Source organism: Streptomyces sp. NBC_00012 (assembly GCF_045040875.1).
In the GTDB taxonomy this organism is placed as follows: domain Bacteria; phylum Actinomycetota; class Actinomycetes; order Streptomycetales; family Streptomycetaceae; genus Streptomyces.
Genome location: NZ_CP108311.1, coordinates 52,255 through 75,505, shown reverse-complemented (window position 1 = coordinate 75,505; position 23,251 = coordinate 52,255). Strand labels below are relative to the sequence as shown.

The following is a 23,251-nucleotide window of genomic DNA, read 5'->3' as shown; positions in this document are numbered from 1 at the left end:
CGTGCGGCGCACCGTTGTGTCCGGTCGCAGCCTCAGGCAGCGGCCTGCTTCCTGGCCGGGCTCTCCTGGAGCTCGTCCTGCCACTGCTGCGGGTCGTGGCCTGCGGCTGCGGCTGCGTCCCAGGCCCATTCGCCGATCGCGCCGTCGTCGAGCTGCTCGGCGGTCTCGGCGACCACGGCGGCGGCGAGGTGCGGGTCGGCGGTGTGCAGGGCGTCGAGGTAGCGGTAGGCGGCCCATGCGGTGACCCCTGCGGTGGCGTGCGCGGCCATCGCCTCACTGTTGTCCACCGCAAACAGGTGCTGCGTGGAGTGCTGGACCTGCTTGAGGAGGTCCTCGGCGACCTCACTGATGGACTTGGACGCCTCGTCGCGCAACTGCGGCGGGGCGGGAAGGGCGGTCTGCGGGGTGATGGCGGGGCCGGCGGACAGGGCGTCCTGCCAGGCCGTGCGGACGTCGTCGAGGGTGGCCAGGGTGTCGGTGTCGGTGCTGAACCCGTCTCGTCGTGTCCGGGTGGGCATCTGGGCGCCGAGGAAGTCCTCGCCGACCACAAGCACCGGCTGATGGTCGCCGGTGGCACGGACACGGACCACGCCGTCGGCGCTCTTCCACCGGGCCTGCAGCCGGGTACCGAGCGCCGGGAACACCGGCTCACCGTTCGGGGTCTGCTCGGTGACGCCGCGCAGCAGGCCGCGCCAGTCGGCGAACTCGGCGTCGGGGTCGATGGTGATGGCGAGCTCGCCGGTGGGGGCGGCGAATCGGATCCGGTCGTCGGCCGGGGTCACGGTGACGGGGTCGTGGCCGGGCATGGTGCGGATCCACTCGCGCAGGGCGGGCAGGGCGGTGGCGGGGATCGTGCGTGCGAACGGGGCGGCGGGGGCGGTGTTTTCACTGTCCGGCTTGTGGTGGCGGTAGCGGGCGGCGGCGATAGTGAACCGGTCGGTCGCGACCGCGTACAGGTACTCGGTATCGGCGTCCAGGCGGATGCCGTGCAGGGCGGGGGTCAGGTCGTCGCCGATGTGGTCGGCGGTCCGGGCGATAAGGCGGCCGAGCTGGTGGGAGGTGATGGTGATGGACACGGAAGTCCTCCTGGTGGTCGAAGAGGCTGGACAGGCTGACCGGATGTGTTGCACCCCGTGATGCCGCCGTCCCGGCCGGATTCCGGCGGGGGCCGGTGGTTCTCAGAAAGGCGGCTCGTCGGCGGGCGCGGGCAGCGGCAGGAGCCGGACACAGAGCTCGCGTCGGCCTGCCCAGCAGGGGCAGGCCTCCATCTCCGGGTTCGCTCCGCCGACCCACCAGCCGCCCCTGCCGCGGCAGTCGGGGCAGGAGCGGCGGGGAAGGGGGGTGAGGTGGATGCGGTGCCGGTCGGCGTGCAGCTCCCAGCGACCGGCCTTGAGTACAGCGGCCGCCGTTGCTGCGGCGAGCGGAACGGCGGCGGTGAGCAGCAGGGCGCCGCGTAGGTGGCGGGCGGTCACCGCAGCGGGATGGCGCGGCAGCTCGCGGCGTAGTTGTTGGCGTCCACGTAGCTGCCGCCGACCGTGATGAACCGGATCAGCAGCTTCTGGGGGCGGTCCGGCTCGGTGAAGGCGGCGAGGGTGGTGGTGATCATGGTCGGGTGTCCTCTCGGATCAAACGGCCAGCTGGTGCTGGCGGGTCGGCGGGCGTGCCGTCGTGGGGTGTCGTGCAGGTGGGTACCGATCAGGTGGCCTGCCAAAGCGACAGTCGGCTGCGTGGTCAGTTCTCGGTGCTGAGCTCGCCCGGGCTGGTGGCCTGACGGCGCGGGATCGGGTCGATGCGTACCGGGCTGGGGCGGCGGCCCTGCCGCATCAGAACCGCGGTCAGGCGGGCTGCTTCGGGGTGGGTGCGCAGGACTTCGGCTGCCTCGTCGACGACGAATGTCAGGGGCTTCGGGGCGGGCAGAGCGGGGCGGGTCACGGGCTTCTCCATCGCTGCGGCCGCCGCCCGTCACGGCGTGGCGGGCGGCGGGTGGGCGGGTGTGGTGGTTAGGGCTGGAGCAGTGCGGTGGTGGTCCACAGGGCGGTGGCCGCACTGGTGGTGAGGGTGAGCCAGGCGAGTGCCCGGGCCCAGAGCGGGGCGCCCGAACCTTTCGGATCGTGAATGTCTGCGTAGGTGTCGGTGAGGCGGGCGTGGAGCCGGGCAACGAGGTCGAGGTCGGCGTACCAGCGGCTGCGGCAGTCGACTTCGCCAGCTCTTTCGCCGTCGGGGTGGTGGCCGCCGTGGAGCGCCTGGCGGTGGTGGTCTCCCTCGGCGGTGAGGGCTGCGGGGGAGTGGGTGAGGGGGCTGGTGGTCCGGCAGATCGGGCAGCGGTAGAGGTAGCGGCGCAAGGGATTCCTTCCGGATGAGGGCATGGGGCTGTACCCCCTCCCTCAGGACGGAAAGGGGGTCTGCGGGCGGGGAATCGGGGGGTGTGTGTTTGTGGCCTGCCGACCTGCCATTGCAGGTCACAGCGATATCGGCCTGGCGGCGGCCTGCCAGTGGCCTGCCGCTTCCGGCAGGCCACGGCAGGTCGTTGGCAGGTGGTCCGGCAGGTCAGCTGGAGCTGTTCATCGCCGCTTCGACGTCTTCGAGGCGGTAGGCCGTGGGCTCGCCGGGCTGGTTCCGCAACCGAGTCGTGGCGATCGAGATGCCTTCATCGGCCAGGGCCCTGCGCAGGGTCCGGCCGACCATCGCGAGCCGGTCCTCGCGCTCGTCCCACTTGCCCCACCGCTGGGGGTCATCGGCCTTGAGGTGGGTATGGATCCGGTCCACGGTGAGGAACTCCGGATCGTTCTCGTTCGCGAAGGCGTCTCGCAGGATCCGGAGAATCGGTGGCGCTTCGGGCCCCTCGTCGGCTGTCCCGGCGTCCGGTCCGGGCGCACTGGAGCAGGTCGTCGTCAGTTCGTTCCAGGCGTCGAGGAGTCCTGCTTCGGTGAGGGTGTGGGTGAGGTTGGCCAGGCCGGCGTCGCGGCGTTCGGTGGCGACGCGGTGGGCGTAGTCGGGGCTGATCTCGCGGACCTTGTAGCGGATGGCGCGGTCGGGCATGCCGGGCAGTCCCTGGCCGTAGATCTGGCCGGCGTCGTTGACGGCGGTGTGGGTGGCCGCGCGGATCAGGTCGGCCCGGTAGCCCTCTGCGAGGGCGCCGGCGCCGAGGAGTTCGGTGACATCGACCCTCCGGCAGGCACCCAGCAGCCGGGAGGAGAGCTTGGGGCCGATGGCTTCGCCGAGCCAGTCCTTGGTGCCGTACTGGGAGCCGCCGTAGACCCAGATCGCTTCCTTGCGGCCGATCAGCAGGAGCCGGATGAGGAGTTTCTTGGCGCGGTCCGAGAGCTGCGCCCACTCGTCCACGAAGACGCAGATCGCGGGGTGGTCGCGGCTGACGCGCCACTTGTTGCCCCATCCGTAGGCCGCGCGCTGCCGGGCGCGTGCCGAGCACCATTCGAGGAGGAATTCCAGGACGGCACGGATCTTGGTGTCGTCCATGCAGGCGTCCAGGGTGATGGCCGGTCCGAGGTCCCCGATCCCGGTTCCGGCCGGGTCGATGTTGATCACGGCGGTGTCGCGGCAGGCGGTGGCGACCTCGCCCATGGCCAGCATGATGCCGGACTTGCCGCCGCCGGAGTCGGCGACCATCAGCAGCATCAGCCCGGCCAGGGAGAACACCAGCGGGGTGGCGTCCATGGCCACTCCGTAGTCCGCCATGTCGACGATCGACATCGACTGCGGCGCCCGGTAGGGGACGGACCCGACGAGTTCGGGGGTGAACGGGTCGCTGATGATCATGCGGACGGTGCAGGTGTCACCGTGCTCCGGGTCCGCTTCGATCAGCAGCCCGTTGCGGCGGAGCTTCAGCAGGGTGATCAGGTTCTTGTAGGTGTCGTCCTTGTTGAGGTCATCGGGACTGCCCGAGGCGAAGACCACACGTGCCGACCACCCCCAGGGCTCCTGCCTCCCGTCGGTGACGACTTCGATGTCACCGTCTTCGTGAAGGATCGCTCTGCGCAGTGCTTCTTCGGCCTGGTCCACGGTGGTGACGTCGCGGACCGGGAACGGAGTGAGGTCCTCTTCCCCGGGTGCAGCCTTCGGGGTGGTGCCCGGTGTGTGCTGAACGGGCTGGGTGGGCTGGACGGGCTCGAGTTCGGGCGGGCCGACGAGGTCGGCGGGCAGGGCGCGTTCGGTGAGGGCGAGGGGGTGGTGGCCGAGCCACCAGGCGGCCCCGGCCAGGACCGGCAGGGCCACAAGGCCGGCGGCGGGTGCGGCGAGGACCAGGGCGAGGGCTGCGGCACTCGTTGGAACGATGACCCCGGCGAACCGGCCCAGGCTGCGCACGGTGCGGTAGCGGCGGACCTGGTCGGGTGTGGGCTGCAGCAGCTCGGTCTGGAACGGAATCCGCCCCAGCGCGGTGCCCGCGCGGGCCTTCAGCTTGAGCTCGGCGTGCGTGTTCTTCAGCCGGGCCGCCTCCTGGGGGGTGAGACCGAAGTCGACGGCCTCACGGGCCAGCTTCTGGGCCCGCTTGTTCAGCCGCTTTATGTCGGCGGTCGTGTCCTCGCGCTGGGCGGTGTAGACGTCGAGATGCACCTTGACCAGGCGCCGGCGGATCTCCTCGTCCGACATGGAACCCAGGGTCGTCCAGTGGACGGTGGCCGCCCACCCGTGACGCAGGCCAGGACCGGTCTGCCCGGCCACGTACCGGGCCGCGACAGCGGCGTAGCGGGCGATGTTTCGCCTGGTGCTCGCAGCGCCTCCAGCGGCGTTTCCGTGCTGCTGGGCCTGCTCCCGGTCGTGGTTGTGGTGCCGGCGGGGGCCGGGGTCTTCGTCGTCGACGATTTCGGCCCAGACGTATTCGCCTTCGTACGGCTCCATCTGGCTGTGGTTGGGGTGGGTGGTGCTCATTTCTCCTCCATGCGGGGGTCGTTCGGAGCAGCGCGAAGAGGGACCGGGCCTCTGGTGGGGCCCGGTCCGGGAGTGGCTGTGGCGCTGGGGGGGGGTGGGTTCGGGCTGGGGCGGCCCGCCGCACGCCCGCGGTGGCGGGGGTGTGGGGGACCGTCACGGCCCGGCGCCTATCCGCCGAAGACCCAGAAACCGACGTTATTGCTGATCAGAACGGCGGAGTTGAGGGCGATTCCGAGGAAGCCGACGCCGCTGCCCGCGGAGATACCGATCAGCGTGCCGCCGGCCATCTCCCGCCAGTCCCTCGGCTTCCACTTGGCGGCGTAGGACTTCACGAGGAACCAGACCAGGATGCAGATGCCCAGCAGCGCCCCGAACGCGTTGACGGGGGTGACGTGGGTGGTGGGCGGGTTGGCCGGGCTCTGGGCTCCGGCGAGGCCCTCGATGGCCTGCTCGCCCGCGATGTTCATGCCCACCCGCATCGCTCCGGCACCGCCGCCGAGCAGGCCGGCGGAGTTCACGGTGACAGCCAGGACCGCGAGGGCCACGAGGAACACGGTCTTCTTGTCCCTGAGAACGTTGAACTTGAATCCGGCGACGATCAGGACGATGGCGATCGCGCCGAAAGCGATGGTGCCGAAGCTCCCGTTGGCGACCGGGTTGTCGAAGAGGTTCATGATCAGGCTCCAGTGAAGAGGCGAAGGAAGTAGCGGCCGGTGAGGACGATCAGGCCGCAGGGGATGGCCCAGATGACGGGGCGGGTGATGATCCAGCTCAGGCCCGAGGACAGAAATTTCCGGGCGGCCAGCCAGACGGTCCCGCCGACGAAGGCGGCCGTCTTCACCAGGACCCTGCAGATCGCGCCGAAGGGGCCGGGGACGACCTGGCCCACGAGGACCGGGGCGATGACGCCGAAGGCGACACCCACGGGCCCGAACATCGCGTCGGTCAGCGTGTTGGTGTCAAGGACGTGGGCGACCCACTGGGCGGCCGTGCGGTCGCCCAGCGGGGGCACGGTGACCGCCAGGATCGCGAGGCCGTTGCGCTTGAGCTGCAGACGCCCCCAGTCGACCGGATTACCGTCCGCGTCCTCACGGTTGAACCGCTCGATCAGGCCCGTCGCGATGTCGATCCAGCCGACCCCCAGAGCAGCAGCGGCCACACCCTCAGCGGCGCGCCCGGCAACGTCCGTCCAGTCCGGCCCCGTACGCCCGCCCTGCTCGACACCCGCCCCGTCAACCTCGGTGCTGGTGTCGATGTCGGCCGCGTCAGTGGTCTTCGCGGCGAAGAGGTCTGCGCCGTTGTGCTGGTCGGGGACACGGCCCGGGGGAGCGGGGGGCGGGGTGGTGGTGCCGGTGATCGGGCACACGACGTACGTCTCGGCCGCGAGCGCGCAGCCCTGGCGGATCGGGCAGGCCGCGCAGCAGCCCCCGTCGACGGCCCCGGGCCACCTTGTGGACGGTTCGTTCGCCGTGTCCGGGGAGGGCCTGGCGGTCGTGTCCGTCACGATGCCACCCGGCCCGATGCCACCTGCCCGTGGAGCCAGGCACGCACCGTCATCTCATCCAGGTCCGGGGCACCCACCGGGGCGGCGGGATCCGTGGTGAGAACGGAGTGGAAACCGCAGGGCAGGGGCAGCGCGGCAACGGGCTTCGCAGCGGGCCCGAGACGGCCCGGGAGATGGGTGACAGTGGCACCCGGGGCGGCGAGGCGCCGCAGGTGGCGCAGACGGCTCGGACGGCGGATGTGCAGGCAGGCGAACAGCACGAATACTCCAAGGAGATGAGGCCGCGGGGCCGCACCGGCATCCGGTGCGGCCCCGCGGAAACGTGTGGGTGAGGTGCGGGCGGGCTGGTCAGCGGGTGCGCCACCAGCCGCCGCGGTCCTGGCGGGAGCGCTCGGAGGCCTCCCACGCCTGGCCCTGCTGGTCCGCCGCCCTGGCGTTGCGGTGGTGGCTCTCGCGGCGCTTGCGGGCCGCCTTGTCGCTCGCGGACTCGCGGTCGCTGTACTGCTGTGCGAGGTCCCGGTCGTTGCCGATCAGGCCGAAAAAGGACATGGTGAACACGCTCCTGACGCGGTGTTGGGGGTGATGGAGCCGCTCTTGGCCGGGCCCTGGTAAGCGGGCCGGGAGCGGCTTCGGCCCTGACGGCCGTGGCGCACCACCAGTCGTCGCCGGTCCGGAGTGATGCCGGTGGGCGGGGCTGGTGGCGACCATGCGGTGTCAGGACGTGGTGCGGTCCGGACCGCCGGGGCGGCGGTCCGTGTGCTGCTTGAGGGCGACGGCGATCTGGCCGGCGCGGTCCGTGGAGAGGGACCCGCCCTCGGTCCGGACCGCTGTGGCGATGTTGGACCGGTTGAGCGCCTTGCCTTCGGACCGGAGCCGGTCCAGGGCGGTCCGTTCCAGGTCCGTGAGCGTGATGACGGTTCGGTCCGGACCGCTGCCCGTTTCCCGGTCCGGACCGGAACCGCTGCCTCGGTCCGGGCCGTGCGCCGGTCCGGACCGGTCCGAGTACTGCGGCCCAGGGAGGAAGGTGGAGGTCCGGACCGTCACGCCGCGTGTGGTGGGTGTGGTGTGAGCGGCGGGCACGCTCGCCGAGGTCCGGTCCGGACCGGACCCGGTCCGCAGGTCAGTGCCCGCGTGGGCGGTCGGACCGGGTTCCAGCGCGAGCACCAGACCGGCGCTGCGGTCCGGGCGGTCCGTTGACCGGACCGGTCCGTGGACCGCGTTCCGGTCGCCCGGACCGGACCGGACCGCGTACGGGTCCGTCCGGTCCGGGCCGGGTGTTCCCGCGCTGTCGGCCGGTCCGGTCCGGTCCATGCGGGTGAGAGTGAGGACTGTGGGGATGGCGGCCGGACCGTGGTCGTCGGTCCCGATGCGGGGGACGACGACGCGGTGCAGGGCCCGTCCGGTCCGGACCGCTTTGCGGTCCGCGAGGTCCGCACCGGCCGCGGTCCAGGCCCGGTCCAGCGTGGTCAGGCGGGCGTCGGTGATCGCGAGGGACCAGGCGGTGAAGCTGTGGACCGGGTAGCGGATCCAGCGGACCATGCCGATCGAGGGGCGGGCCTTGGCGACCTTGCCGTCCTCACGGAGCTTGCGGCGGTGGATCAGCGAGGCGTAGAGCTCCCACAGCACCATCCCGACAATGCTCATCGCGGCAAAAGCCACGGCCTTCGGGGTGAAGTGCCAGTACGTGATCTGCTCCGTCCACGCCTGGGCCGCGTCGTCCCACACGCGACTGCCGGGCACGGGTTCGCCGGAGGCGTGCCAAAAGTTCATGACCGCGGCGCCGAGGGCGAAGATCCAGGTGGAGACCCGGTAGAGGGTTCCGGCGTCACCTCCCCGGCGGGCCTGGTGGTACATCCACCCGACGAACGCCGTCGACAGCTCCCAGGCAGCGGCGAAGAGGATCGTGAACGGCATGACCCAGCCGAGGATGTCCCCGGCGAACCCGGCCTGCCCGGTCCACGCGACCGCCATCGGCGCGGTGATCGGCCCGATCACCATCAACCGTTCCGCGTTGATCTTGACGAACTTCTTGATCCGTTCCGTCACGGCCGGCTGCCCGGCCCGACGTGCGGCCCGTGTCTCACGGGTCTTCGCCTTCCGGGCATCCTTCTCGTCCCGTCTCGCTGTACGGGCCTCGTACTTCAGGCGCTTGCGTTCCAGCACCTGCTCGGTCCGTGAAGTCGCGCGCTGCATCCGGGCATCTGCTTCTGCCAGGGCGTCGTCGGCGGCCTTCAGCGTGACCTCCGCGTCCGCTTCCCTCACCCTGGCCTGCGCGAGGGCGGTCTCAGCGGCCTCGATGTCGGCGTCCCGCTTCGTCCGGGCCTGCTCCACGAGCCGGTCGGCGGCTTCGCGAGCGGTGCGGGCGGTGCGTTCGGCGTCCTCGGCCGCGGTCGCCCGCAGCCGCTTGACGTCCTCCTCGGCCAGGCGCCGGACACGGGCCGCTTCCTGACGGGCCGTCTCCTGCTCCCGGGCCGCGTCCTCACGCATCCGGGCAGCAGCCGCGCGTGCCTCACGCAGCTGCCGCTCACTCTCGGAAGCAGCTTTCGCACGGACAGCCTCCAGCTCCTGACTGGTCGACGCACGCAGTCCGGCCGACGCCTCCTCGGCCTCCTCCCGCACCCGGGCCGCCTCGGCCTGCGCCAGGTCCCGCACGGACACGGCCTCGGTGCGGGCGGAGGCGAGCTGCTGCTCAGCCTCCACACCCGCCCGGTCCAGAACACCCTGAGCGGTGGCCCGGATCGTGGCGGCCTCGTCGGCAGCGGCGGCCAGGAGCGTCTGAGCCTCGCGGCCGGCGGCAGACCGGATCTGCTCGGCCTGCGCCTGGGCGCGTTGCTCGATCGCCGTGCCGATCCGGGCGGCTTCCGCACGGTGGCGCGCTGCCAGAGCCCGTGCCGCCGTCCGCGCGCCCTTGGCATCGGTGCGGGCCTGGTCACGGATCTGGTCCGCGTCCCGGTTCGCCGCGGTGCGGGTGATACCGGCGTCGGCCGTGGACTCACGCAACCGCCGTCCTGCCTCTTCGACGACATCGGTCATCACCTGGCGGGCGTGACCGTCAGCCGCCGCGCGAACGGCGGCTGACTGGCGGTCCGCTGCGTCGAGCAGGTCCTGGGCGCGGAGCTCAGCGTCGGCCAGGACCTGCTGCACCTGGCGGTGCGCGGTCTCCCGTACGAGGTCGGCGATGTCGGTGGCACGGTCCCGGGCATCGGCGGTGACCGGATCAGCGGCCGGACGCGCCGTCTTTGGCGCGACGACGACCGTGTCACGGGGTGCGGCAACCAGAGCGGCAGCGGCACTGGTCTTCGGCCTGGTCGTGGTGGTCTTTGAGGTGCGGGCCTGCGGCTTGCGCCGGGCCGGAGACTTCGAGCGGGCACTCGCCACGGCAGGGAACTCCTTGAAGTAGTGGGGCACCGGCCTACCCCCGGGATGAGAGTGGGGGCGGGCCGGTGCCGAAGAAGAGCAGGGTCAGGTGCGCGGGAGGTCCGGACGCCGGGAGGCAGTGGTGCTCTGCGCGATGAGCCAGGCCACGGCGGCCGGGGCCATGTCGGCCGTGCCCATGTCGGTGTCGAGCGGTGCGGTGTCGATGTCCCGCATCGCGTCGACCGGCGGCAGCAGCCGCATGTACGGGCTGCGGGCCAGCTTGATCAGGCCGCCGGTGTTGTCCAGGCGGGCCAGGGTGTAGCGGGTCTCGCCGCTGGCGAAGGGGATGACCCCGTCGACCCGGCAGACCACCGTATGGCCCGCCTTGCCGAGCCAGAACTTCTCGGGGTCGCGGTAGAGGACGTAGTCGTCGCACCGGTACGTAACCAGCGCGGCCACCTTGGGTACGGAAGAGCTGGCGTTCATTTGTCTCCTTCGGATCGGGTCGGGTCTGTGCTCGGAGCGGGGTTTCGCGAAAGGCCGGCTGCCCGTCGGGCGGGCGGCCGGCCAAGGAAAGGAGCACGGCCACGAATTCGCCGCCCGTCCCGTGGGTCAGGGCGAGCGCAGACCGCGGAGGTAGGCGTCCTGGAGGCCGGCGAGCCGCCGGTACTGCGGGGCACCGGCCGGACAGTGCTGCTCGGACCGGCAGGGCTCGCAGGTCTCGCAGTGGGCACGCCAGGTGTCGCGTGCGCGCTGGTAACGGGTGTACAGGTCGTCAGCCACGGCGGCCTGCCTGGTGGTTGGGCATGCGGGGTGGTGCCTCTCGCAGTGGTGCGGGGTGGGTGTCGGTGACGCGGTGCCCGGCGTCCCACGCCCTCGCGGCCGCCGTGGCGGCGGCCGCGAGGAGCGCGAAGGTGACCGGGTGGGCCAGACCGCGTAAGGCGATGGCCCGGACCGCGCGGCGCTGTGCTGTTCGGGCGGCTCGTATGTGCCGGTACAGGTCTCAGCCCTACCTCTGTCCAGTCCCGCTGCAGTCGGGGCAGGGCTGCATCTCGACGCCCTGGTAGGGGGTGCCGTCCGCGCCGACGTGGCACACGGTGACCATGCGCTGGCCGGTCCCGCTGCAGGGTCCGCAGGGATTCACTGGGCCACCCCCGATCCGCCGAGTCCGCGAGGGGCGGGCGCAATGCTGGGCGGGCAGTTGGTGCCGTCGCAGTTCCACCGGGTGCAGATCGGGCAGGCGTCGTTCGCCGCCCGCATCGGGAGCGGGCGGGTGAGGAGGAGTACCGGCTGGCGCTCGTACCCGGGGGCCATCTCGGCCAGCGTGCGGCGTGCGCAACGGCCCGCGGTTTGAGCACGGTCGTCGCCGTCGGTCACCAGGTGACGAACGATCTGGTGGAACGAAGTGTCGGTCTCGTCTCGCTCGTAGCCGCTGCCGTTGTGTCCGCTACGGTCGTCCTCGCGGCCGATCTCCTCGGCCTCTCCCGCGCGCGGAGCGAGGGCGGTACCCGTGCTATCGACATGGGTGAGCGTGAAGGTCGCACGCGTCATAATGCTCATGCGGATCAGGTCTCCTTGCTGGGAGGATCCGTGCTGGCCCCCGGCACGTATGGCGTCTCCAGCGCCGTGTCGGGGGCCTGCCCCGTTCCGGGGCGGTGCACAGTGGGGTTGTCCTGTAGCCCCACGCCGACACCAGCCCCGAACAGGGCTGGGGACGACGTGCAGAACAAGAGCAGGGTTAGGCCGCGACCGGCTGGTCCTCGCGTGCGAAAGCGAAATCGTCGGTGACGTCGATGTCGGACGCGTTGTAAACCGCGACGCCCCAGGCCTCGCCCCGGTCGGCCACACGCATGACCATCGCCCCGACCCGCTCCACGACATCGCGCCGCAGACCCGTCTTGGCGACCGGACCGGACTCCATGACGTAGGCGAGCGTGAACCGCTCGCGGGCCGCGGCGTTGGCCTCCAGGAGGTGCTGCCAGTCGGCCGCAGCAGCGACGGCGAGGCGGTCGGCCTGGCGAATCTCGCGATCGATGGCCAGCTGCTGCCCGGTTCGGCCGCCGCGGACCTGGTCGTCGCTGTTGCGGCCGCCCTCCCCGTACCGCAGCGCGAGCTCCTCGCACGCCGGCCGGACCGGGCACCCCGCACACAGCTTCTGGGCGGCCGCCTGCTGCGCCGCCCAAATCGCGGGCGGCGCACTGCGGTTGCGGTCGAGCAGATCGCGGCACTGCTCCCGGTCGCCACAGCGGGCGCCGGCGGTGACGGCGGCCTGGAGCACGGGGCGGCGAGCGAGGCGGGCGGCCTCGGGCGAAATTCTGTTGAGCGTCATGACGATTCCTTCCGTGGTGGGCTGGTGTGTGGGCAGCGTGATGAGCCCCCAGGCCGGGGCTTGGGGGCTCATCACGCGTGAGTTGTCAGATATGGAGGGGCTTGAGAGGCAGGCCGGGGCCGCCGTGCGTCGGAGCGGGCCAGGAGGCGGCGCGGCGGATGAGCTCGTGCTCATCGACGAGGGACGTCGACCGGGCCTCGGGGCGCGGGATGTTGTGACGGGCGCGGGTCGCCCGGTCCACCTTCGAGAGGACCGGGCGCAGCGACCGTTGGCGCGCTCGGGCCTGCTCCTGCTGCTCAACACGGTGCTGCCTGGCAGCGGTCCGGTCGGTGATGGCCTGCTGCTCGCGGGCGAGGACAGCGGTTGCCTCGAACTCGCGAAGCGCAATCTCCAGTTCGCGGCCCGTGCCGCACCGACCGCCGGCCCCGCACGTCATGCACGTAGCGCGGTGTGCGATGACGGTGCGGCGGGCCCGATCCAGCAGCGGGAGCAGCCGGGTGCCGGCGGGGGCGACCTGCTGTTCGCGGGTGGCGGCGAGCCGGTGAACGGGGGCCGGGGGTTGCGTCGTCTTGGGCTTGGGCAGCACCTTGGTGGCGCGGCGGGACGCCGTGGTCGGGGCCGCCTCGACCAGCTCGGTGCGCCAGTCGGCGACCGCGATGTCGATGGTGACCCGCCGGTTACTGCTGGAGCAGCGGCGCGGCTCAGTGGTGCGGTAGCGCTTGGTGTGGTGCGGCACCAGCTTCGGGGTGCCGAGCATGCCGGTGATCGGCGTCCACCCTTTGCAGCCGGGACAGATTAAGTGCTCCTTGCCCGGTGTCAGGTCGATCGCGTTGGTCTTGAACTCGGAGGCGACGATCGCCGGGAGGTTGCTGACAGTCTTGGTTCGGGTCTTGCGGCGGCGCTTACGGGCCTCGGGCTGCGCAGATGCCATGGCCATTAGGGGCTCCTCGTGTCTGAGGGAAGAGAGGTGCGTCGCGGTGGGCTCTCCGACCACCAAGCGCACGGCGGAGGCCGGCAGTCCTGGAGGAGGGACAACGCATCAGCGATGCGATGTGCACGGGAGCGCTCGGCCTGGTGACCGATCCGGGGGATTTGGTCGTGCTATCGACCCCGACCCTCCCCCTCTTCAGGGCAAGGGCTCCTGCGGTGGTGCGGTACTCAGTGCTGGCATGCCCCGCCTGAGAAACAGACGTGACACACCATCAACGTCTCGACAGTAAAGAGCCGTTGCCACTTCCTATCGGAAGCTGGAACCGACAGTAGAGCTCTCACGACACCCCGTCAACTACTTCCGATAGGAAGTTCGTTGGGGTCGACCTCGGACTCGCCAGGCGACCCCACCCATTACTTCCTATCGGAAGCTGCGCTAGGGTTCCGCCATGACCTCGAAACCAGCTACGGCCAAGTCGATTGCGGAGGAGTTCCGCGATCGGATCGCCACTGGTGATCTACTGCCGGGTGACAAGCTGCCCAGCACGCGGAACATCGCGGCCGAATTCGGTGCCAGCGAGTTGGTCGTCTACCGGGCGATCACCCAGCTCAAGGAGTCCGGCCACGTTGTCGCAAGGCAGGGGCTGGGAGCGTTCGTTCGCGTCTATGACCCGCTGCTTTGGAACCCTGGCGAATATGAACGCGGGGAACGCGCCGACGATCCAGTCACCAACACGGACGATTGGAAGGCTCAGGTTCGAGCGCAGGGGCGGGAACCTGAGCAGAGCGTTCCGCAGGTGTCGGTCGAGCCCGCGCCGAGGAGCGTTGCCGAATGGCTGGCCTTGGAGATTGGCACGCTCGTGGTCGTTCGCCGACGGCTCCGCCTCGTCGACGGTGAGCGCTGCCAGCTCGCGGACTCGTGGTTCCCTGTACACATCGCAGAGGGCACGCCGCTCATGGAAGAGCGGGATGTGACCATGCAAGGCGGCATCCTCGCTGCCACTGGCAACCCCCAGCACCGAATCCGGGATGAGCTGGACATCCGGATGCCTTCGAGCATTGAGATCGAGCGGCTTGAACTGCAGCACTTGCCCGGGACACCTGTGTGCCAGCATGCGCGCATCGGGTACGGCGCCGACGGCTCGCCGGTTCGCGTGATGGTGACGATCGCCCCCGGCGACCGCAATCGGATCATCTACGAGCTGGGGATTGACAAGTGAAACTGCGTCGAGCAACACCTACTGATGCGGACGCCCTCATGGACCTCCGTATCGAGGCCGAGCACTGGCTCGCCCAGGCTGGCGTCGACCAGTGGCGCAACCCTCGAACTCGTGGTCCTGCGCTGGCCAAGTGGATGGCCGACATTGAGGCCGGACGCACTTGGGCCGTCGTCGGCAATAACCAGGCCGTGCTCGCCACAGTTACGCTCGCCTCGCCTGACATGGACTTCTGGCAGGAGAACGACCACCCTCAGAACGCGCTGTACGTCGCAAAGCTCATCACCGCTAGGTCGTCCAAAGGCTCGCACCTGGGCGGCCGGCTCTTGGACTGGGTAGCTGGGCAGGCAAGGCGGCAGGGCAAGGACTGGATTCGTCTGGACTGCTGGCGCAGCAACACTAAGCTCCAGGAGTTCTACCTCTTCGAGGGCTTCCGGCATGTACGCACCGAGGCACCGTCACACCGTCTGTCAGGTTGGCTAGGGCAACGCCCGGCATCCGTTGTACGCCACCCGGAGTCGCCGCTGGCTGACGGGAATGTGGCAATGAAGAACGCACCGAAGAGCGCACGCTGACGTCTGTTCAGCGCGTGCTACCACATCGAGGAGGTGCAGCAAACGGATGAGCAAGGTGACCTGGCGCCGACACGCGCGCTGCCTGCTCGACTTCGGCACTGGCCGGGTTGACTGCGTTGAGCGCGGCCTTGAGCGTCAGGGTGTCCCGCTGCCACCTCTTCGGCGCGATGAGCTTCAGCCGCGGCGCGTCTTCTGGGGCGAGGACCTGGCTCCGGCAGTCAATGACCGGGATGAGTCCGAGGTTGTGTCCGTAGAGGAATACGGGCTTTCGCGCGATGAGCGAGCGCAATTCAAGTCGGGCGATGGGGCCGAGGAGATAGACGCGGCTACCGGGCCTCTTCTGCTTGCCCACGACGACGAGACCGTCGATTCCTCCGACGACGCTGTCCCAGTTGTACGGGCGGTCGGCGGTGAAGACGCTGCGGTAGTGGAGGATTTCGACGCCATCCGGCAGTTGCTCAGTGATCTGTGTAAGCCAGCTGGCCCACTTAGGGCTGTTCATCGTCCTGGGCGCTGCGCTGATGTAGATGCGCACGGGAGCGTCAGGTGCCCGGCTGGCAGCGATCCGTTCCATCGCTGTGGCGAAGCGGTGCTGCTGCGCCGCCTTGGCAAAGGTCTCAACGTCCAGGGGATCGGTCAGCGTGGCGTGCATGCCGCTCATCATGCCGGTCTGGACTCCCGGGCTACATCGAAGGGGCGGCGGGGTGTCTTCGATCTGGCGATGCGTCAAGAACGCACAGGGGAAGAGCGACACGGTTGGTACCAGGGTGTCGTTACATTATGTGCGGAGAGTAGTGTGTCTGTGGATAAGATCAATACAGACATAGCTAAGCCCCGCGAGGCTGCACTCCGGGGCACGGCCGCAGACCATCTGGGAAGGTCTCGACATGACTCAGGATACCCGTACCCTCTGTCAGACACACAAGGCACCCACTGCCGTAGTAGCGATGACCTGCACGTCGCTCCAGCAGGCGGGTGCCTTTTCCATGATGCCGTGCTGGTCCGGGCACGGATACATCTCACCCCTTGCGGGGGCGAGATGACGTGAACTTGAGGGCGGCGCCTGCCTCGCAGAACCTCTAGCCGCCCGGGGCCCGACCTCGCGGTGATGCCACTCACCTCGGCTCAGTACCCCATCTAATCTCCGGTTCCGGCCTGCCAGGGCCGTACCGAAGGAGCTGTTCGACCCGGTGCCAGCCGGCTTCGAACGGTTCAACTCTTGGTTCTCCAGAACCCGAAGCGCCAAAAGGGGCTTCGTTGTACCCACTCTCGACGAGGGATGCGGTTGCCATTTTGCACCACCGATTCACCTTTCGCCAGCCTCCCGGTGCCCGATTGATCCAAGTTTGCGGGCCCGTGGTGTCCCATGTGACACAAGATTCGCGTCCGATGCACCGACAATCCGCTACTCAACTGGAAGGCGTCGACCAGTCGAAAGGCTCTCATCGATCCGTCTCGTCGGGATCTTTCTGCGCCTTCGGTGTCACGTTTGCCGCCGGTTTCGCACTTGGGGCATGTGTGACGCACATCTGCACCCCCAGCCACCCCGGTCTGCAGCGCGAGCCCGTAGGCACGCCGAAAGGCAGCCGAGCATGGGCTTGCGGGGCTAACCCCCGCGTCGGCCACAGTGCCGCCATGACACCGAACCCTGATCTCCGCGCACCCTTCCGGGCGGCCCGGTGAGTGCCGTGGCGGCGCCGACCGCCCTGGACTCCCTGTTCGAGGACTTCTTCGACGACTCCGTTCCGGCGCAGGCCGGGCCGGGTCCGAGGCGTAAGGCCGGGCCTCCGCTGGCGTTGGGTGAGGATGCCCGCGCTCGGCTGAAGGGTGCGGTGCGCGCGTTGCTGGACACGGATGGTCTGGACGGTGTGCCGGACCCGGTGCGGCTGGCAGTGATCGTGCTGGCGTCGAGGACGCCGTCGGAGTCCGGTGAGGTCGAGATCCGCACGCGTGAGCTGGGCCGGTGGATCGGGCTGTCCAAGTCGCGCACGGCCTCGGAGGTCGTTCCTGCCCTGCGGCGGTCCGGCCTGGTCTCTGTCGAGACGCTGGAGGGTGAGTTCGACCAGCCTGCCGGGCTCCGGTGCAAGGTGCTGCCCCTGGGGGCGGCGCAGGACGTGGTCGGGCATGCGCTGAACCTGGAGAAGAAGGAGCTCGCGACGCTGCTCCGGCTGATGGAGGCTGTGATGGCGCCGGGCTGGGCGCACCGGGATGGCCGGGTGACTCCGGCCGGGCTGCTCGGTACGCGCACGGGCCGTGGTGCGGCGACGGACCGGCTGGCGCTGCTCCTGCTGGTGCTAAAGGCGCGGGAGACGGGCCGGGTGCGGCTGTGCGGCGGCACAGTGGACACGAAGCGCGGCCGGCCGGCGGCGACGCTGGCCCGACTGCTGGGCTGCTCGGTGGGAGCGGCGGAGCGAGTGCTGAAGCGGTTGGAGGAGCGGGACCTGGTGCGTCGGGTGCGTCTGCGGACGGCATCCGGGCTCGCGAACCGGACGCGGCTGATGATCCCGGCGGTCGCTGCCTCACACAACCGTGCCGGTGCCGGCGCTGTCCGGGAGGACCGTTCGCAGGCCCCGGGCCCTGTGTTTTCAGAGCCCGACGTTACGGCAGTGCAAAGTGAGGACCCGGCCCCGAGAGAAGACCCGCAGGTCAGCTGGGTGCCTGTGACGGATAAGGCGGATGTTGCAGAGCCCGACTTTGCGGCAGCCCTTCACACTGACCACCCTCACCTGGTTACTCCCGTCTCTCCTCTCTCGCTCTCTGGTGGCTGTTCCGGCGAAGGCCGTGGTGGGTCCGGTGATCTGCCGGACCGCGTGTGCGTGCGCGAGGACGGTGGCCCGCTGCGCGGGGAACAGCAGAAGAAGTCCCCGTCGATCAGCAGCAAGAAGCCCCACCGCGGGCCGGTGCCCGGTGCCGGTCGAGGCAGGCAGCAGCGGGGGAGGGTGCCTCTGCCACCGGAGGATCTGCGGACCGTTCTGGCCCCGGTCGACCTGGTGTGGGCACGGCTGGAGCGTCCAGCGGCCCGCCGCCTGGTGGAGGCCGCCGCCCGCAGCGAGCTGGGCAAGGTGGTCGGGTTCGCCGGCCGCGCGGACGCGCCGCAGATCCTCGCCGCCCGGCTCGCCCGGCACCTGGAGAACCAGATGCGGCTGGGCCGTCCGATCACGGACCCGGTGGGCTGGCTGATCGGCCTGGCCCTGCCCCAGCGTCAGCAGTGCGGCGACGTACGGTGCGACGACCGTGTGCTGCTCGGCTCCGGACAGGACTGCCCGCGCTGCACGGAGAAGCAGGACGACCGCCGCGACCAGCGTCGTGCGGTCGCGGCCGCCATCGACGCCGCAATGCCCAAGGCTTCCGAGGCCGAGCGCCGCCTGGCAACCGAGCAGCAGCTGCACCAGAACGTGACCGCCAGGGCCTGGGCCCGCGAGCACGAGCGGGAGCAGCACCGCGCCCGGCAGACCGCCACAGCCCAGGCCCGCGCCGAAGCCGCGGCCGCGCAACTGGCCGACGATGTCCCGGCCGCGCCGGTGGACCCGGTCGTGCTTCCCGCACCCCGTCCGGTCGCCGTCGTAGCCGCTCCCGAACCGGAGCCCGCTGACGTCGATGACGACCAGGAGCTGGTTCTCGAGAACCTGACCCGCGAGCAGGTCCGCAACTGGCGAGTGCGGGCAATGAAGGACCACCAGGTGGTGTTCGACCACGCCGACCGATACGGCGAGACGTCCGCGAGGCGACTGTTCAGCAACCAGCTGGTCGACGAAGCGCAGCGCCTGGCAGGCACGCACCACCTGGTCCTCGGGCACACCACTTGGGGGCAGGCATGAGCGGCGGCGAGGTGTCCGGGGTCGACCTGGCCCGGGTCGCGCTGCGGGCCGCGAGAGAAGCGGCACGGATGAACGGCACCGGCCAGAAGGCGAAGAAGAGGCCGCGGGCCGCCACGATGGTGCGGCGCGACGGGCGCGAGCCGATGGGCCTGGGAACCGCGATCGGCACGCTGGTCGCCTCCCTGCTTGGCACGTTGACAGAAGACGGCAGCCCGATACAGCTGGCCAGCACGCGGACGGCCGGGGCGGTCATCGTATGGCCGGTTGGAGACAGGCAGGAGCGCTTCGAGTTCACTGACGTGCAGCTCTACGACGGCACGTTTACGGCCGAGCCGACCGACCGGTACGAGACGGCTCGTTGAGGTGATGCCGAAGGGTGCGGCCCCCTCTGGGGGATCCTTCGGCGTCTGTTCCGCCACCGTGGTTGTCAGGTTTCAGGCTCTCAGGCGCAATCCCCAGGTGACGCTTTTGCACTGGGCGGTGACACGCTCGCTGCAGTGTCGAGTGGCCATGACTGCTGGTCAGGGGGCGATGTCGTTTCACAGCGGTGTCGGAGCAGTCGGATACGGGCTTCTCCAAGCCAAGCACGTTCCTCTGGAGGCAGATCGCGTCGCCCAACAAGGTGGCGGCGTCCGTTGCGCAACACGAACGTGCGTTGCCAAAATCCAGCAGCGTTGCAGTGCAACGGTCCAGCATCGAGTTGGGCTGCCACCACTCTGATCAGCCATAACGTCCATGGTCAGGTGACTTTGGGTGGTGGCAACAAGAACCCGCGTTGCAGCCTGTCCACTGATCCGGACTGCAACAGCTCCGGCGTCCTCCATCCTGTGATTCCCCTTCCGCAATCCGCTGGACGGGTGACAAGCTCCCATCCCTGCGGTGGGTTGATGAATGGAGATCCGGGTGGATCAGCCGCTGCTGTCGCTGAGAACGGCCTTGGTGTTCCTGCTCGCATTACTCGCCGGCGCGACAGCGGGCACCCTGACCGCACTTGCGGGTGAGGGAACGCCGCACAGCCTGCTGACGGGTCTTGGCGTCGCAGGACTGGCGGTTCCCTTCTTCAACCGCCTCATCGACGCCGAAGGCAGCCAGAACCGGCAGCACGAGCAGGCGGGCGCCGGGGAGGGAGAGGGAAATGGGTGAGCTGCGCCCGCTGGGAGACGACCTCACGGATGCCTCCCGCGCCCTCGCCCAAGCCCTGCGAGACCTGTTCGAGGGGATGGACGTGTCCGTGCGCCGGTACGCGGCCCGGCGCCAGCGTGATCCGGGGACGTTCTCGCGCTACCTGAACGGCACCCGCTTACCCCCGTGGCAGGTGATCACCGACCTCTTCACGGATCTCGCCGAGCATCGAGGCGCCGCAGTCACCACCGAGGCCATCGAGCTCGTACGCAGGCTGCACGGGTCGGCCGTCGACGCCGGGGCCTCTCCCAAACACGCGATGGAGATCCTGGAGCAGCAACTGGCCGACGCCGACCGGGCATCCCGGCGATCGAGCGTCCGCGGTGACGTCCTGGGCGATGCTCTGCTGGACCGTACGCACCGCATCGCGGACCTGGAGGTACGCCTCAGCCAGCTGGAGGCCGACCGGATTGCCGAACGGAAACGGGCCGACGAGCTCGCCGCGGCCCACCCCGACATCTCCGGCCTCCTGCAGGAACGCGACGCGCTGCAGCTCGACGTGCAGCAGCTGAGCGCGGAACTCCGAGAGGCACAAGCGCTGCGGGTTGCGGCCGAGGACCGCTGCAATCTCCTCGAACGCCAGCTGGACGCCGTCGAGAAGTCCCCGGCCCCGCTGCCCGCCACCGCACCTCAGGACATGCCCAAGATCCTCATCGTCGACGACCAGCCGGGCAACCTCCTCGCGATGACCGCAGTACTGGCATCCCTCGACCAAGAGCTCGTCACCGTCTCCTCCGGACGCGAAGCACTCAAAGCGCTGCTCGACCACGAAGACTTCGCGGTCATCATCATGGACGTACAGATGCCGGAGATGGACGGCTACGAAACGTGCGCACACATCAAGCGCCGCCCCCGAAACCGCGACGTCCCCATCATCTTCCTCACCGCGATGGGCGTGGACTCCGAGCACTCCGCCCGCGGATGCGCCGCCGGCGCCGTCGACTACATCAGCAAACCCTTCGACCCCTGGGCCCTGCGCGCCAAAGTCGCCGTGTTCACCTCCATCTACCTGGAGCGCCGCGCCCAGCAGTGACCCCTGCAGAATGACGGGACTCCACCGAACCGTCCCGAGGCGCAGGGCACTCCTCGCCAGGCTTCCCCGACGAGGAACTGGCCGACCATATCGGGTCCAACAGCCGGCCCTGTTCTCTTCCGGGGTGTGGATCACAGAGCCCTGCGGCAGCCCGCCTGTTCAGGCCACGCGCAGGGCGTGCAGCACGCGGTGCAACATTCGCGTGCAACAGACCCGCGTTGCAGCCCTGACCTGTGGAACCAGAGGGGAAGCCATACATGAGCGTGTTGCGCTCCGAGCACTCGGCGCTCAAGCGGGTCGAGGTACCGACAGCCGGGCCGGTGCCTTTGAATCTCGACCGTTTGACGGCGCTGCGCCACCTGCGAGCGTGGGATGGGTAGCGTCGGGACAAGCCCGGAAGTAGCTGGTCTTGTTGCTGGGCTGCACAGGCCGACGGTTTCTGAACGCCCGCTTACCTCCCGCGCCCACGGCGCCCCGTTACAGCCATCGGCGCCTCGAGGCGTTCACACCTGCCTGGAATCTGCTGGCCGCGTCCAGCCTGTCCATCAAGTGCGACATCATGCGACGGACAGTGCGCAGAGAGACACCGAGCTTGCGCGCAGCTGACTCGTCGGTGTCTCCGGCGGCGATGATTTCCAGGAGAGCGCGCTCGGTGGGCGTACACCCGTTGGCATCGGAAGGCGGTTGCTCCCCGTAGGCCGTGCCCGTCGCCCAGCATTGCTCGAATAGGGCGCAGAGGGCAGTCATGATGCCGGGGCTGTGGATCTCAAGAGCACCCGTACGCGGGTCCGCCGGGTCCAGGGGGATGATCGCGACACGACGGTCAACGATGACCATCTGAATGGGCACCGTCGGCACGGTGCGCATTTGGCCACCGCGCTCGATGAGCCACCGCGCGTAGGCGAGGGTGTCAGGGTCGTTGCGGAAACTGTCACGGCATACGGCCCGAATGGTGACACCACGTAGCAGCGCCTCTTCGTTGAGCGGTGTCGCGGCGTTGCGCGCGTCCGGGCGGTGGGCCCCGCCGGGGTTGAGGGACAGGCATTCGATCTCGGTGGTTCGTTGCAGCTCTTCGAGTCGGGCGCGGACCGTGTCGATGCCTTCGAGTCTGGCGACGTTGTCGAATCCGCGCGCGCCGAGGTGCTCGGCGGCGATGGCCGTGATCTCCGCGCGCGTCGTCTCCACTTGGGCCTGACGTGTCGCCAGTTCGGCTTCCGCGACGGCCAGCAGGGTGGCCAGGCCGACGTCCGGGCTGACCGCACGGAGCATTCCTTGGCGTTGGTCGGACGGCTTGAGAAGGGCGAGCGCTGCCAGTTGGTCGAATGCCTCGCGTATCGCCTTCTCCGGAAGGCCGGTCTCCACGGCCAAGGCCGCAACGCCGTGGTCCGGGTGCTGGAGCGCTGCCCGGTACACGGCCTCTGCGTTGGATGACAGCCCCAGTAGTTCCAGCATGTGGTCTCCCCTGGTTCGACCCTCGGCCGGACAAGAATTTCGCACGGTCAGGGTGTGATCAAGCGAGATTGGAGCCAACCTGCGTCAACGGTGGCTGATGTGGCGCCAAGGTGCCAGGCACGTTGGCGCCGGTTCTGAACCAGTGACATGGCAGCCCTGGTCGGACAGTCTTAACCCATCGAACGCAACACCCCCCAGACAGGGGCAAAGCGAGAACGAGTAGCAAACGATCTGATACCTGAAGGTGGAGCCCGCTATGTCCCGCATCGTCGCAATGCTTCTCACGTCCGCCGCTCTCGTTGCCGCTGTCGGAACCTCCGGCATCGCGGCTCACGAGGGGCCGGACACCCGCCGGGTGACGGCCGATGACGGCTTCGGCTGGGGAGGTTCCAAGTTTGCCGGCAGTGCGGCAGGCCCGCAGGCAGTCAATGACGACGGCTTTGGTTGGGTGACTCCCGAGGTGACCGACGACAACGGCTCGACAAGCCCGCAGGCGGTTGCCGGTGACGGCTTCGGTTGGGCCAACCCGCACATCACCGACGCCCGCGTGGGGATCTGACGCCCATCCCTGGCGGGAGCCGGCGGTGGCCCTCCACCTGAGGTTGCCATGTACATGATCACTTTACGTCTGGTCGGCTTCCGCGGAACGCCCGAGGCACCGAACGACTTCAAGGAACTTCTCACCGCCCACTTCGCCCCAACGGACCGGATCGAGCACCTGTGGGCACGCGCCGATCCCGGCCAGATCGATCTGGTTCTCTTCATCCTTGCCAACTGTGAAGCCGAGGCCCTGCTCACCGCTCGTGCAGCGTGTATCCGGGCGGTCGAACGCACACCCCGGCTCTACGCGTGGCACCTGTCCGGCCACGCAGACAGCAACGGACACAACTTCCTGTAACGCCGAGGCGTCCTGCTCCGCGCTCGGCGTACCGGGCCCCACCACTTTCACCGGGCGGCCTGCGCCCCG

26 protein-coding genes are annotated in these 23,251 nt (G+C 69.6%); 8 read left to right on the top strand and 18 right to left on the bottom strand.

Annotation, left to right across the window (positions count from 1 at the left end; genetic code table 11):
• Nucleotides 1-32 precede the first annotated feature (32 nt).
• The 16 genes from OHA19_RS44750 to OHA19_RS44675 all read right to left on the bottom strand — a co-directional run bounded on the left by OHA19_RS44750 (nucleotide 33) and on the right by OHA19_RS44675 (nucleotide 13,014).
• Complete coding sequence (locus OHA19_RS44750; RefSeq protein ID WP_331734498.1) at nucleotides 33-1,076, bottom strand: hypothetical protein; 1,044 nt, start codon at nucleotides 1,074-1,076, stop codon at nucleotides 33-35.
• A gap of 102 nt (nucleotides 1,077-1,178) precedes the next feature.
• Nucleotides 1,179-1,472: a hypothetical protein gene (locus tag OHA19_RS44745; protein ID WP_331734496.1), complete on the bottom strand. Its 294-nt coding sequence runs from the start codon at nucleotides 1,470-1,472 to the stop codon at nucleotides 1,179-1,181.
• Nucleotides 1,469-1,606, bottom strand: coding sequence for a hypothetical protein (locus tag OHA19_RS44740; protein ID WP_331734495.1), 138 nt, complete (start codon nucleotides 1,604-1,606; stop codon nucleotides 1,469-1,471). Before OHA19_RS44740 ends, OHA19_RS44745 begins: the two co-directional genes overlap by 4 nt.
• A 125-nt stretch (nucleotides 1,607-1,731) precedes the next feature.
• Nucleotides 1,732-1,932: a hypothetical protein gene (locus OHA19_RS44735; RefSeq protein ID WP_331734493.1), complete on the bottom strand. Its 201-nt coding sequence runs from the start codon at nucleotides 1,930-1,932 to the stop codon at nucleotides 1,732-1,734.
• 68 nt (nucleotides 1,933-2,000) lie between these two features.
• Nucleotides 2,001-2,366: a hypothetical protein gene (locus tag OHA19_RS44730; protein WP_331734491.1), complete on the bottom strand. Its 366-nt coding sequence runs from the start codon at nucleotides 2,364-2,366 to the stop codon at nucleotides 2,001-2,003.
• Nucleotides 2,367-2,547: 181 nt separating this feature from the next.
• Nucleotides 2,548-4,887, bottom strand: a complete 2,340-nt coding sequence (locus tag OHA19_RS44725; protein WP_331734490.1) for a hypothetical protein — start codon at nucleotides 4,885-4,887, stop codon at nucleotides 2,548-2,550.
• 167 nt (nucleotides 4,888-5,054) lie between these two features.
• Complete coding sequence (locus tag OHA19_RS44720) at nucleotides 5,055-5,561, bottom strand: hypothetical protein (protein ID WP_331734485.1); 507 nt, start codon at nucleotides 5,559-5,561, stop codon at nucleotides 5,055-5,057.
• 2 nt (nucleotides 5,562-5,563) lie between these two features.
• Complete coding sequence (locus tag OHA19_RS44715; RefSeq protein WP_331734483.1) at nucleotides 5,564-6,391, bottom strand: hypothetical protein; 828 nt, start codon at nucleotides 6,389-6,391, stop codon at nucleotides 5,564-5,566.
• Entirely contained in the window at nucleotides 6,388-6,651 is a 264-nt protein-coding gene (locus OHA19_RS44710) for a hypothetical protein (protein ID WP_331734482.1), read from the bottom strand. The genes OHA19_RS44715 and OHA19_RS44710 overlap by 4 nt, the downstream gene beginning before the upstream one ends.
• Nucleotides 6,652-6,739: 88 nt before the next feature.
• Nucleotides 6,740-6,940 (bottom strand): hypothetical protein, encoded by a 201-nt coding sequence (locus OHA19_RS44705; protein WP_331734480.1) that lies wholly within the window; start codon nucleotides 6,938-6,940, stop codon nucleotides 6,740-6,742.
• Between the two features lie 165 nt (nucleotides 6,941-7,105).
• Nucleotides 7,106-9,769 carry a hypothetical protein gene (locus OHA19_RS44700; RefSeq protein ID WP_405723019.1) on the bottom strand — a complete coding sequence of 888 codons (2,664 nt, stop codon included), beginning with the start codon at nucleotides 9,767-9,769 and terminating at the stop codon, nucleotides 7,106-7,108.
• 84 nt (nucleotides 9,770-9,853) lie between these two features.
• Nucleotides 9,854-10,234 carry a hypothetical protein gene (locus OHA19_RS44695; RefSeq protein WP_331734475.1) on the bottom strand — a complete coding sequence of 127 codons (381 nt, stop codon included), beginning with the start codon at nucleotides 10,232-10,234 and terminating at the stop codon, nucleotides 9,854-9,856.
• A 126-nt stretch (nucleotides 10,235-10,360) separates the two neighbouring features.
• On the bottom strand, nucleotides 10,361-10,531 hold the full coding sequence (locus OHA19_RS44690; protein WP_405723016.1) for a hypothetical protein: 171 nt from the start codon (nucleotides 10,529-10,531) through the stop codon (nucleotides 10,361-10,363).
• Nucleotides 10,532-10,888: 357 nt separating this feature from the next.
• Nucleotides 10,889-11,308, bottom strand: a complete 420-nt coding sequence (locus OHA19_RS44685) for a hypothetical protein (protein WP_331734473.1) — start codon at nucleotides 11,306-11,308, stop codon at nucleotides 10,889-10,891.
• Between the two features lie 178 nt (nucleotides 11,309-11,486).
• Nucleotides 11,487-12,077 carry a hypothetical protein gene (locus OHA19_RS44680; RefSeq protein WP_405723013.1) on the bottom strand — a complete coding sequence of 197 codons (591 nt, stop codon included), beginning with the start codon at nucleotides 12,075-12,077 and terminating at the stop codon, nucleotides 11,487-11,489.
• An 85-nt stretch (nucleotides 12,078-12,162) separates the two neighbouring features.
• Nucleotides 12,163-13,014: a hypothetical protein gene (locus OHA19_RS44675; RefSeq protein WP_331734470.1), complete on the bottom strand. Its 852-nt coding sequence runs from the start codon at nucleotides 13,012-13,014 to the stop codon at nucleotides 12,163-12,165.
• A gap of 442 nt (nucleotides 13,015-13,456) precedes the next feature.
• On the opposite strand from OHA19_RS44675, the gene OHA19_RS44670 reads away from it, so the two are divergent.
• Nucleotides 13,457-14,227: a GntR family transcriptional regulator gene (locus OHA19_RS44670; protein WP_331734468.1), complete on the top strand. Its 771-nt coding sequence runs from the start codon at nucleotides 13,457-13,459 to the stop codon at nucleotides 14,225-14,227.
• A gap of 38 nt (nucleotides 14,228-14,265) precedes the next feature.
• Entirely contained in the window at nucleotides 14,266-14,799 is a 534-nt protein-coding gene (locus OHA19_RS44665) for a GNAT family N-acetyltransferase (protein WP_331734467.1), read from the top strand.
• A 7-nt stretch (nucleotides 14,800-14,806) separates the two neighbouring features.
• Here OHA19_RS44665 and OHA19_RS44660 read toward each other — a convergent pair whose 3' ends face one another.
• On the bottom strand, nucleotides 14,807-15,451 hold the full coding sequence (locus tag OHA19_RS44660; RefSeq protein WP_405723008.1) for a hypothetical protein: 645 nt from the start codon (nucleotides 15,449-15,451) through the stop codon (nucleotides 14,807-14,809).
• A gap of 1,036 nt (nucleotides 15,452-16,487) precedes the next feature.
• On the opposite strand from OHA19_RS44660, the gene OHA19_RS44655 reads away from it, so the two are divergent.
• The 4 genes from OHA19_RS44655 to OHA19_RS44640 all read left to right on the top strand — a co-directional run bounded on the left by OHA19_RS44655 (nucleotide 16,488) and on the right by OHA19_RS44640 (nucleotide 20,832).
• Nucleotides 16,488-18,617 (top strand): hypothetical protein, encoded by a 2,130-nt coding sequence (locus tag OHA19_RS44655; RefSeq protein ID WP_331734462.1) that lies wholly within the window; start codon nucleotides 16,488-16,490, stop codon nucleotides 18,615-18,617.
• Complete coding sequence (locus tag OHA19_RS44650; protein WP_331734460.1) at nucleotides 18,614-18,979, top strand: hypothetical protein; 366 nt, start codon at nucleotides 18,614-18,616, stop codon at nucleotides 18,977-18,979. Before OHA19_RS44655 ends, OHA19_RS44650 begins: the two co-directional genes overlap by 4 nt.
• Nucleotides 18,980-19,520: 541 nt before the next feature.
• Complete coding sequence (locus OHA19_RS44645; protein ID WP_405723004.1) at nucleotides 19,521-19,760, top strand: hypothetical protein; 240 nt, start codon at nucleotides 19,521-19,523, stop codon at nucleotides 19,758-19,760.
• The gene (locus tag OHA19_RS44640; RefSeq protein ID WP_331734454.1) at nucleotides 19,753-20,832 is read left to right on the top strand and encodes a response regulator; all 1,080 of its coding nucleotides are present in this window, start codon (nucleotides 19,753-19,755) and stop codon (nucleotides 20,830-20,832) included. The genes OHA19_RS44645 and OHA19_RS44640 overlap by 8 nt, the downstream gene beginning before the upstream one ends.
• A 477-nt stretch (nucleotides 20,833-21,309) precedes the next feature.
• Here OHA19_RS44640 and OHA19_RS44635 read toward each other — a convergent pair whose 3' ends face one another.
• Nucleotides 21,310-22,284, bottom strand: coding sequence for a LuxR C-terminal-related transcriptional regulator (locus OHA19_RS44635; RefSeq protein ID WP_331734452.1), 975 nt, complete (start codon nucleotides 22,282-22,284; stop codon nucleotides 21,310-21,312).
• Between the two features lie 256 nt (nucleotides 22,285-22,540).
• On the opposite strand from OHA19_RS44635, the gene OHA19_RS44630 reads away from it, so the two are divergent.
• Together OHA19_RS44630 and OHA19_RS44625 are read left to right on the top strand one after the other, a co-directional pair.
• Nucleotides 22,541-22,843 carry a hypothetical protein gene (locus OHA19_RS44630; protein ID WP_331734796.1) on the top strand — a complete coding sequence of 101 codons (303 nt, stop codon included), beginning with the start codon at nucleotides 22,541-22,543 and terminating at the stop codon, nucleotides 22,841-22,843.
• A 54-nt stretch (nucleotides 22,844-22,897) separates the two neighbouring features.
• Nucleotides 22,898-23,182, top strand: a complete 285-nt coding sequence (locus OHA19_RS44625) for a hypothetical protein (RefSeq protein WP_331734449.1) — start codon at nucleotides 22,898-22,900, stop codon at nucleotides 23,180-23,182.
• Nucleotides 23,183-23,251: the final 69 nt, after the last annotated feature.

Bases quoted from the DNA above. Each gene is read 5' to 3' on its own strand.
- OHA19_RS44675 (WP_331734470.1), bottom strand. From the start codon at position 13,014: ATGGCCATGGCATCTGCGCAGCCCGAGGCCCGTAAGCGCCGCCGCAAG.
- OHA19_RS44640 (WP_331734454.1), top strand. From the start codon at position 19,753: ATGGGTGAGCTGCGCCCGCTGGGAGACGACCTCACGGATGCCTCCCGC.
- OHA19_RS44730 (WP_331734491.1), bottom strand. From the start codon at position 2,366: ATGCCCTCATCCGGAAGGAATCCCTTGCGCCGCTACCTCTACCGCTGC.
- OHA19_RS44740 (WP_331734495.1), bottom strand. From the start codon at position 1,606: ATGATCACCACCACCCTCGCCGCCTTCACCGAGCCGGACCGCCCCCAG.
- OHA19_RS44680 (WP_405723013.1), bottom strand. From the start codon at position 12,077: ATGACGCTCAACAGAATTTCGCCCGAGGCCGCCCGCCTCGCTCGCCGC.
- OHA19_RS44635 (WP_331734452.1), bottom strand. From the start codon at position 22,284: ATGCTGGAACTACTGGGGCTGTCATCCAACGCAGAGGCCGTGTACCGG.
- OHA19_RS44625 (WP_331734449.1), top strand. From the start codon at position 22,898: ATGATCACTTTACGTCTGGTCGGCTTCCGCGGAACGCCCGAGGCACCG.
- OHA19_RS44725 (WP_331734490.1), bottom strand. From the start codon at position 4,887: ATGAGCACCACCCACCCCAACCACAGCCAGATGGAGCCGTACGAAGGC.
- OHA19_RS44630 (WP_331734796.1), top strand. From the start codon at position 22,541: ATGTCCCGCATCGTCGCAATGCTTCTCACGTCCGCCGCTCTCGTTGCC.
- OHA19_RS44650 (WP_331734460.1), top strand. From the start codon at position 18,614: ATGAGCGGCGGCGAGGTGTCCGGGGTCGACCTGGCCCGGGTCGCGCTG.
- OHA19_RS44660 (WP_405723008.1), bottom strand. From the start codon at position 15,451: ATGCACGCCACGCTGACCGATCCCCTGGACGTTGAGACCTTTGCCAAG.
- OHA19_RS44705 (WP_331734480.1), bottom strand. From the start codon at position 6,940: ATGTCCTTTTTCGGCCTGATCGGCAACGACCGGGACCTCGCACAGCAG.
- OHA19_RS44695 (WP_331734475.1), bottom strand. From the start codon at position 10,234: ATGAACGCCAGCTCTTCCGTACCCAAGGTGGCCGCGCTGGTTACGTAC.
- OHA19_RS44665 (WP_331734467.1), top strand. From the start codon at position 14,266: ATGGACCTCCGTATCGAGGCCGAGCACTGGCTCGCCCAGGCTGGCGTC.
- OHA19_RS44720 (WP_331734485.1), bottom strand. From the start codon at position 5,561: ATGAACCTCTTCGACAACCCGGTCGCCAACGGGAGCTTCGGCACCATC.
- OHA19_RS44685 (WP_331734473.1), bottom strand. From the start codon at position 11,308: ATGAGCATTATGACGCGTGCGACCTTCACGCTCACCCATGTCGATAGC.
- OHA19_RS44670 (WP_331734468.1), top strand. From the start codon at position 13,457: ATGACCTCGAAACCAGCTACGGCCAAGTCGATTGCGGAGGAGTTCCGC.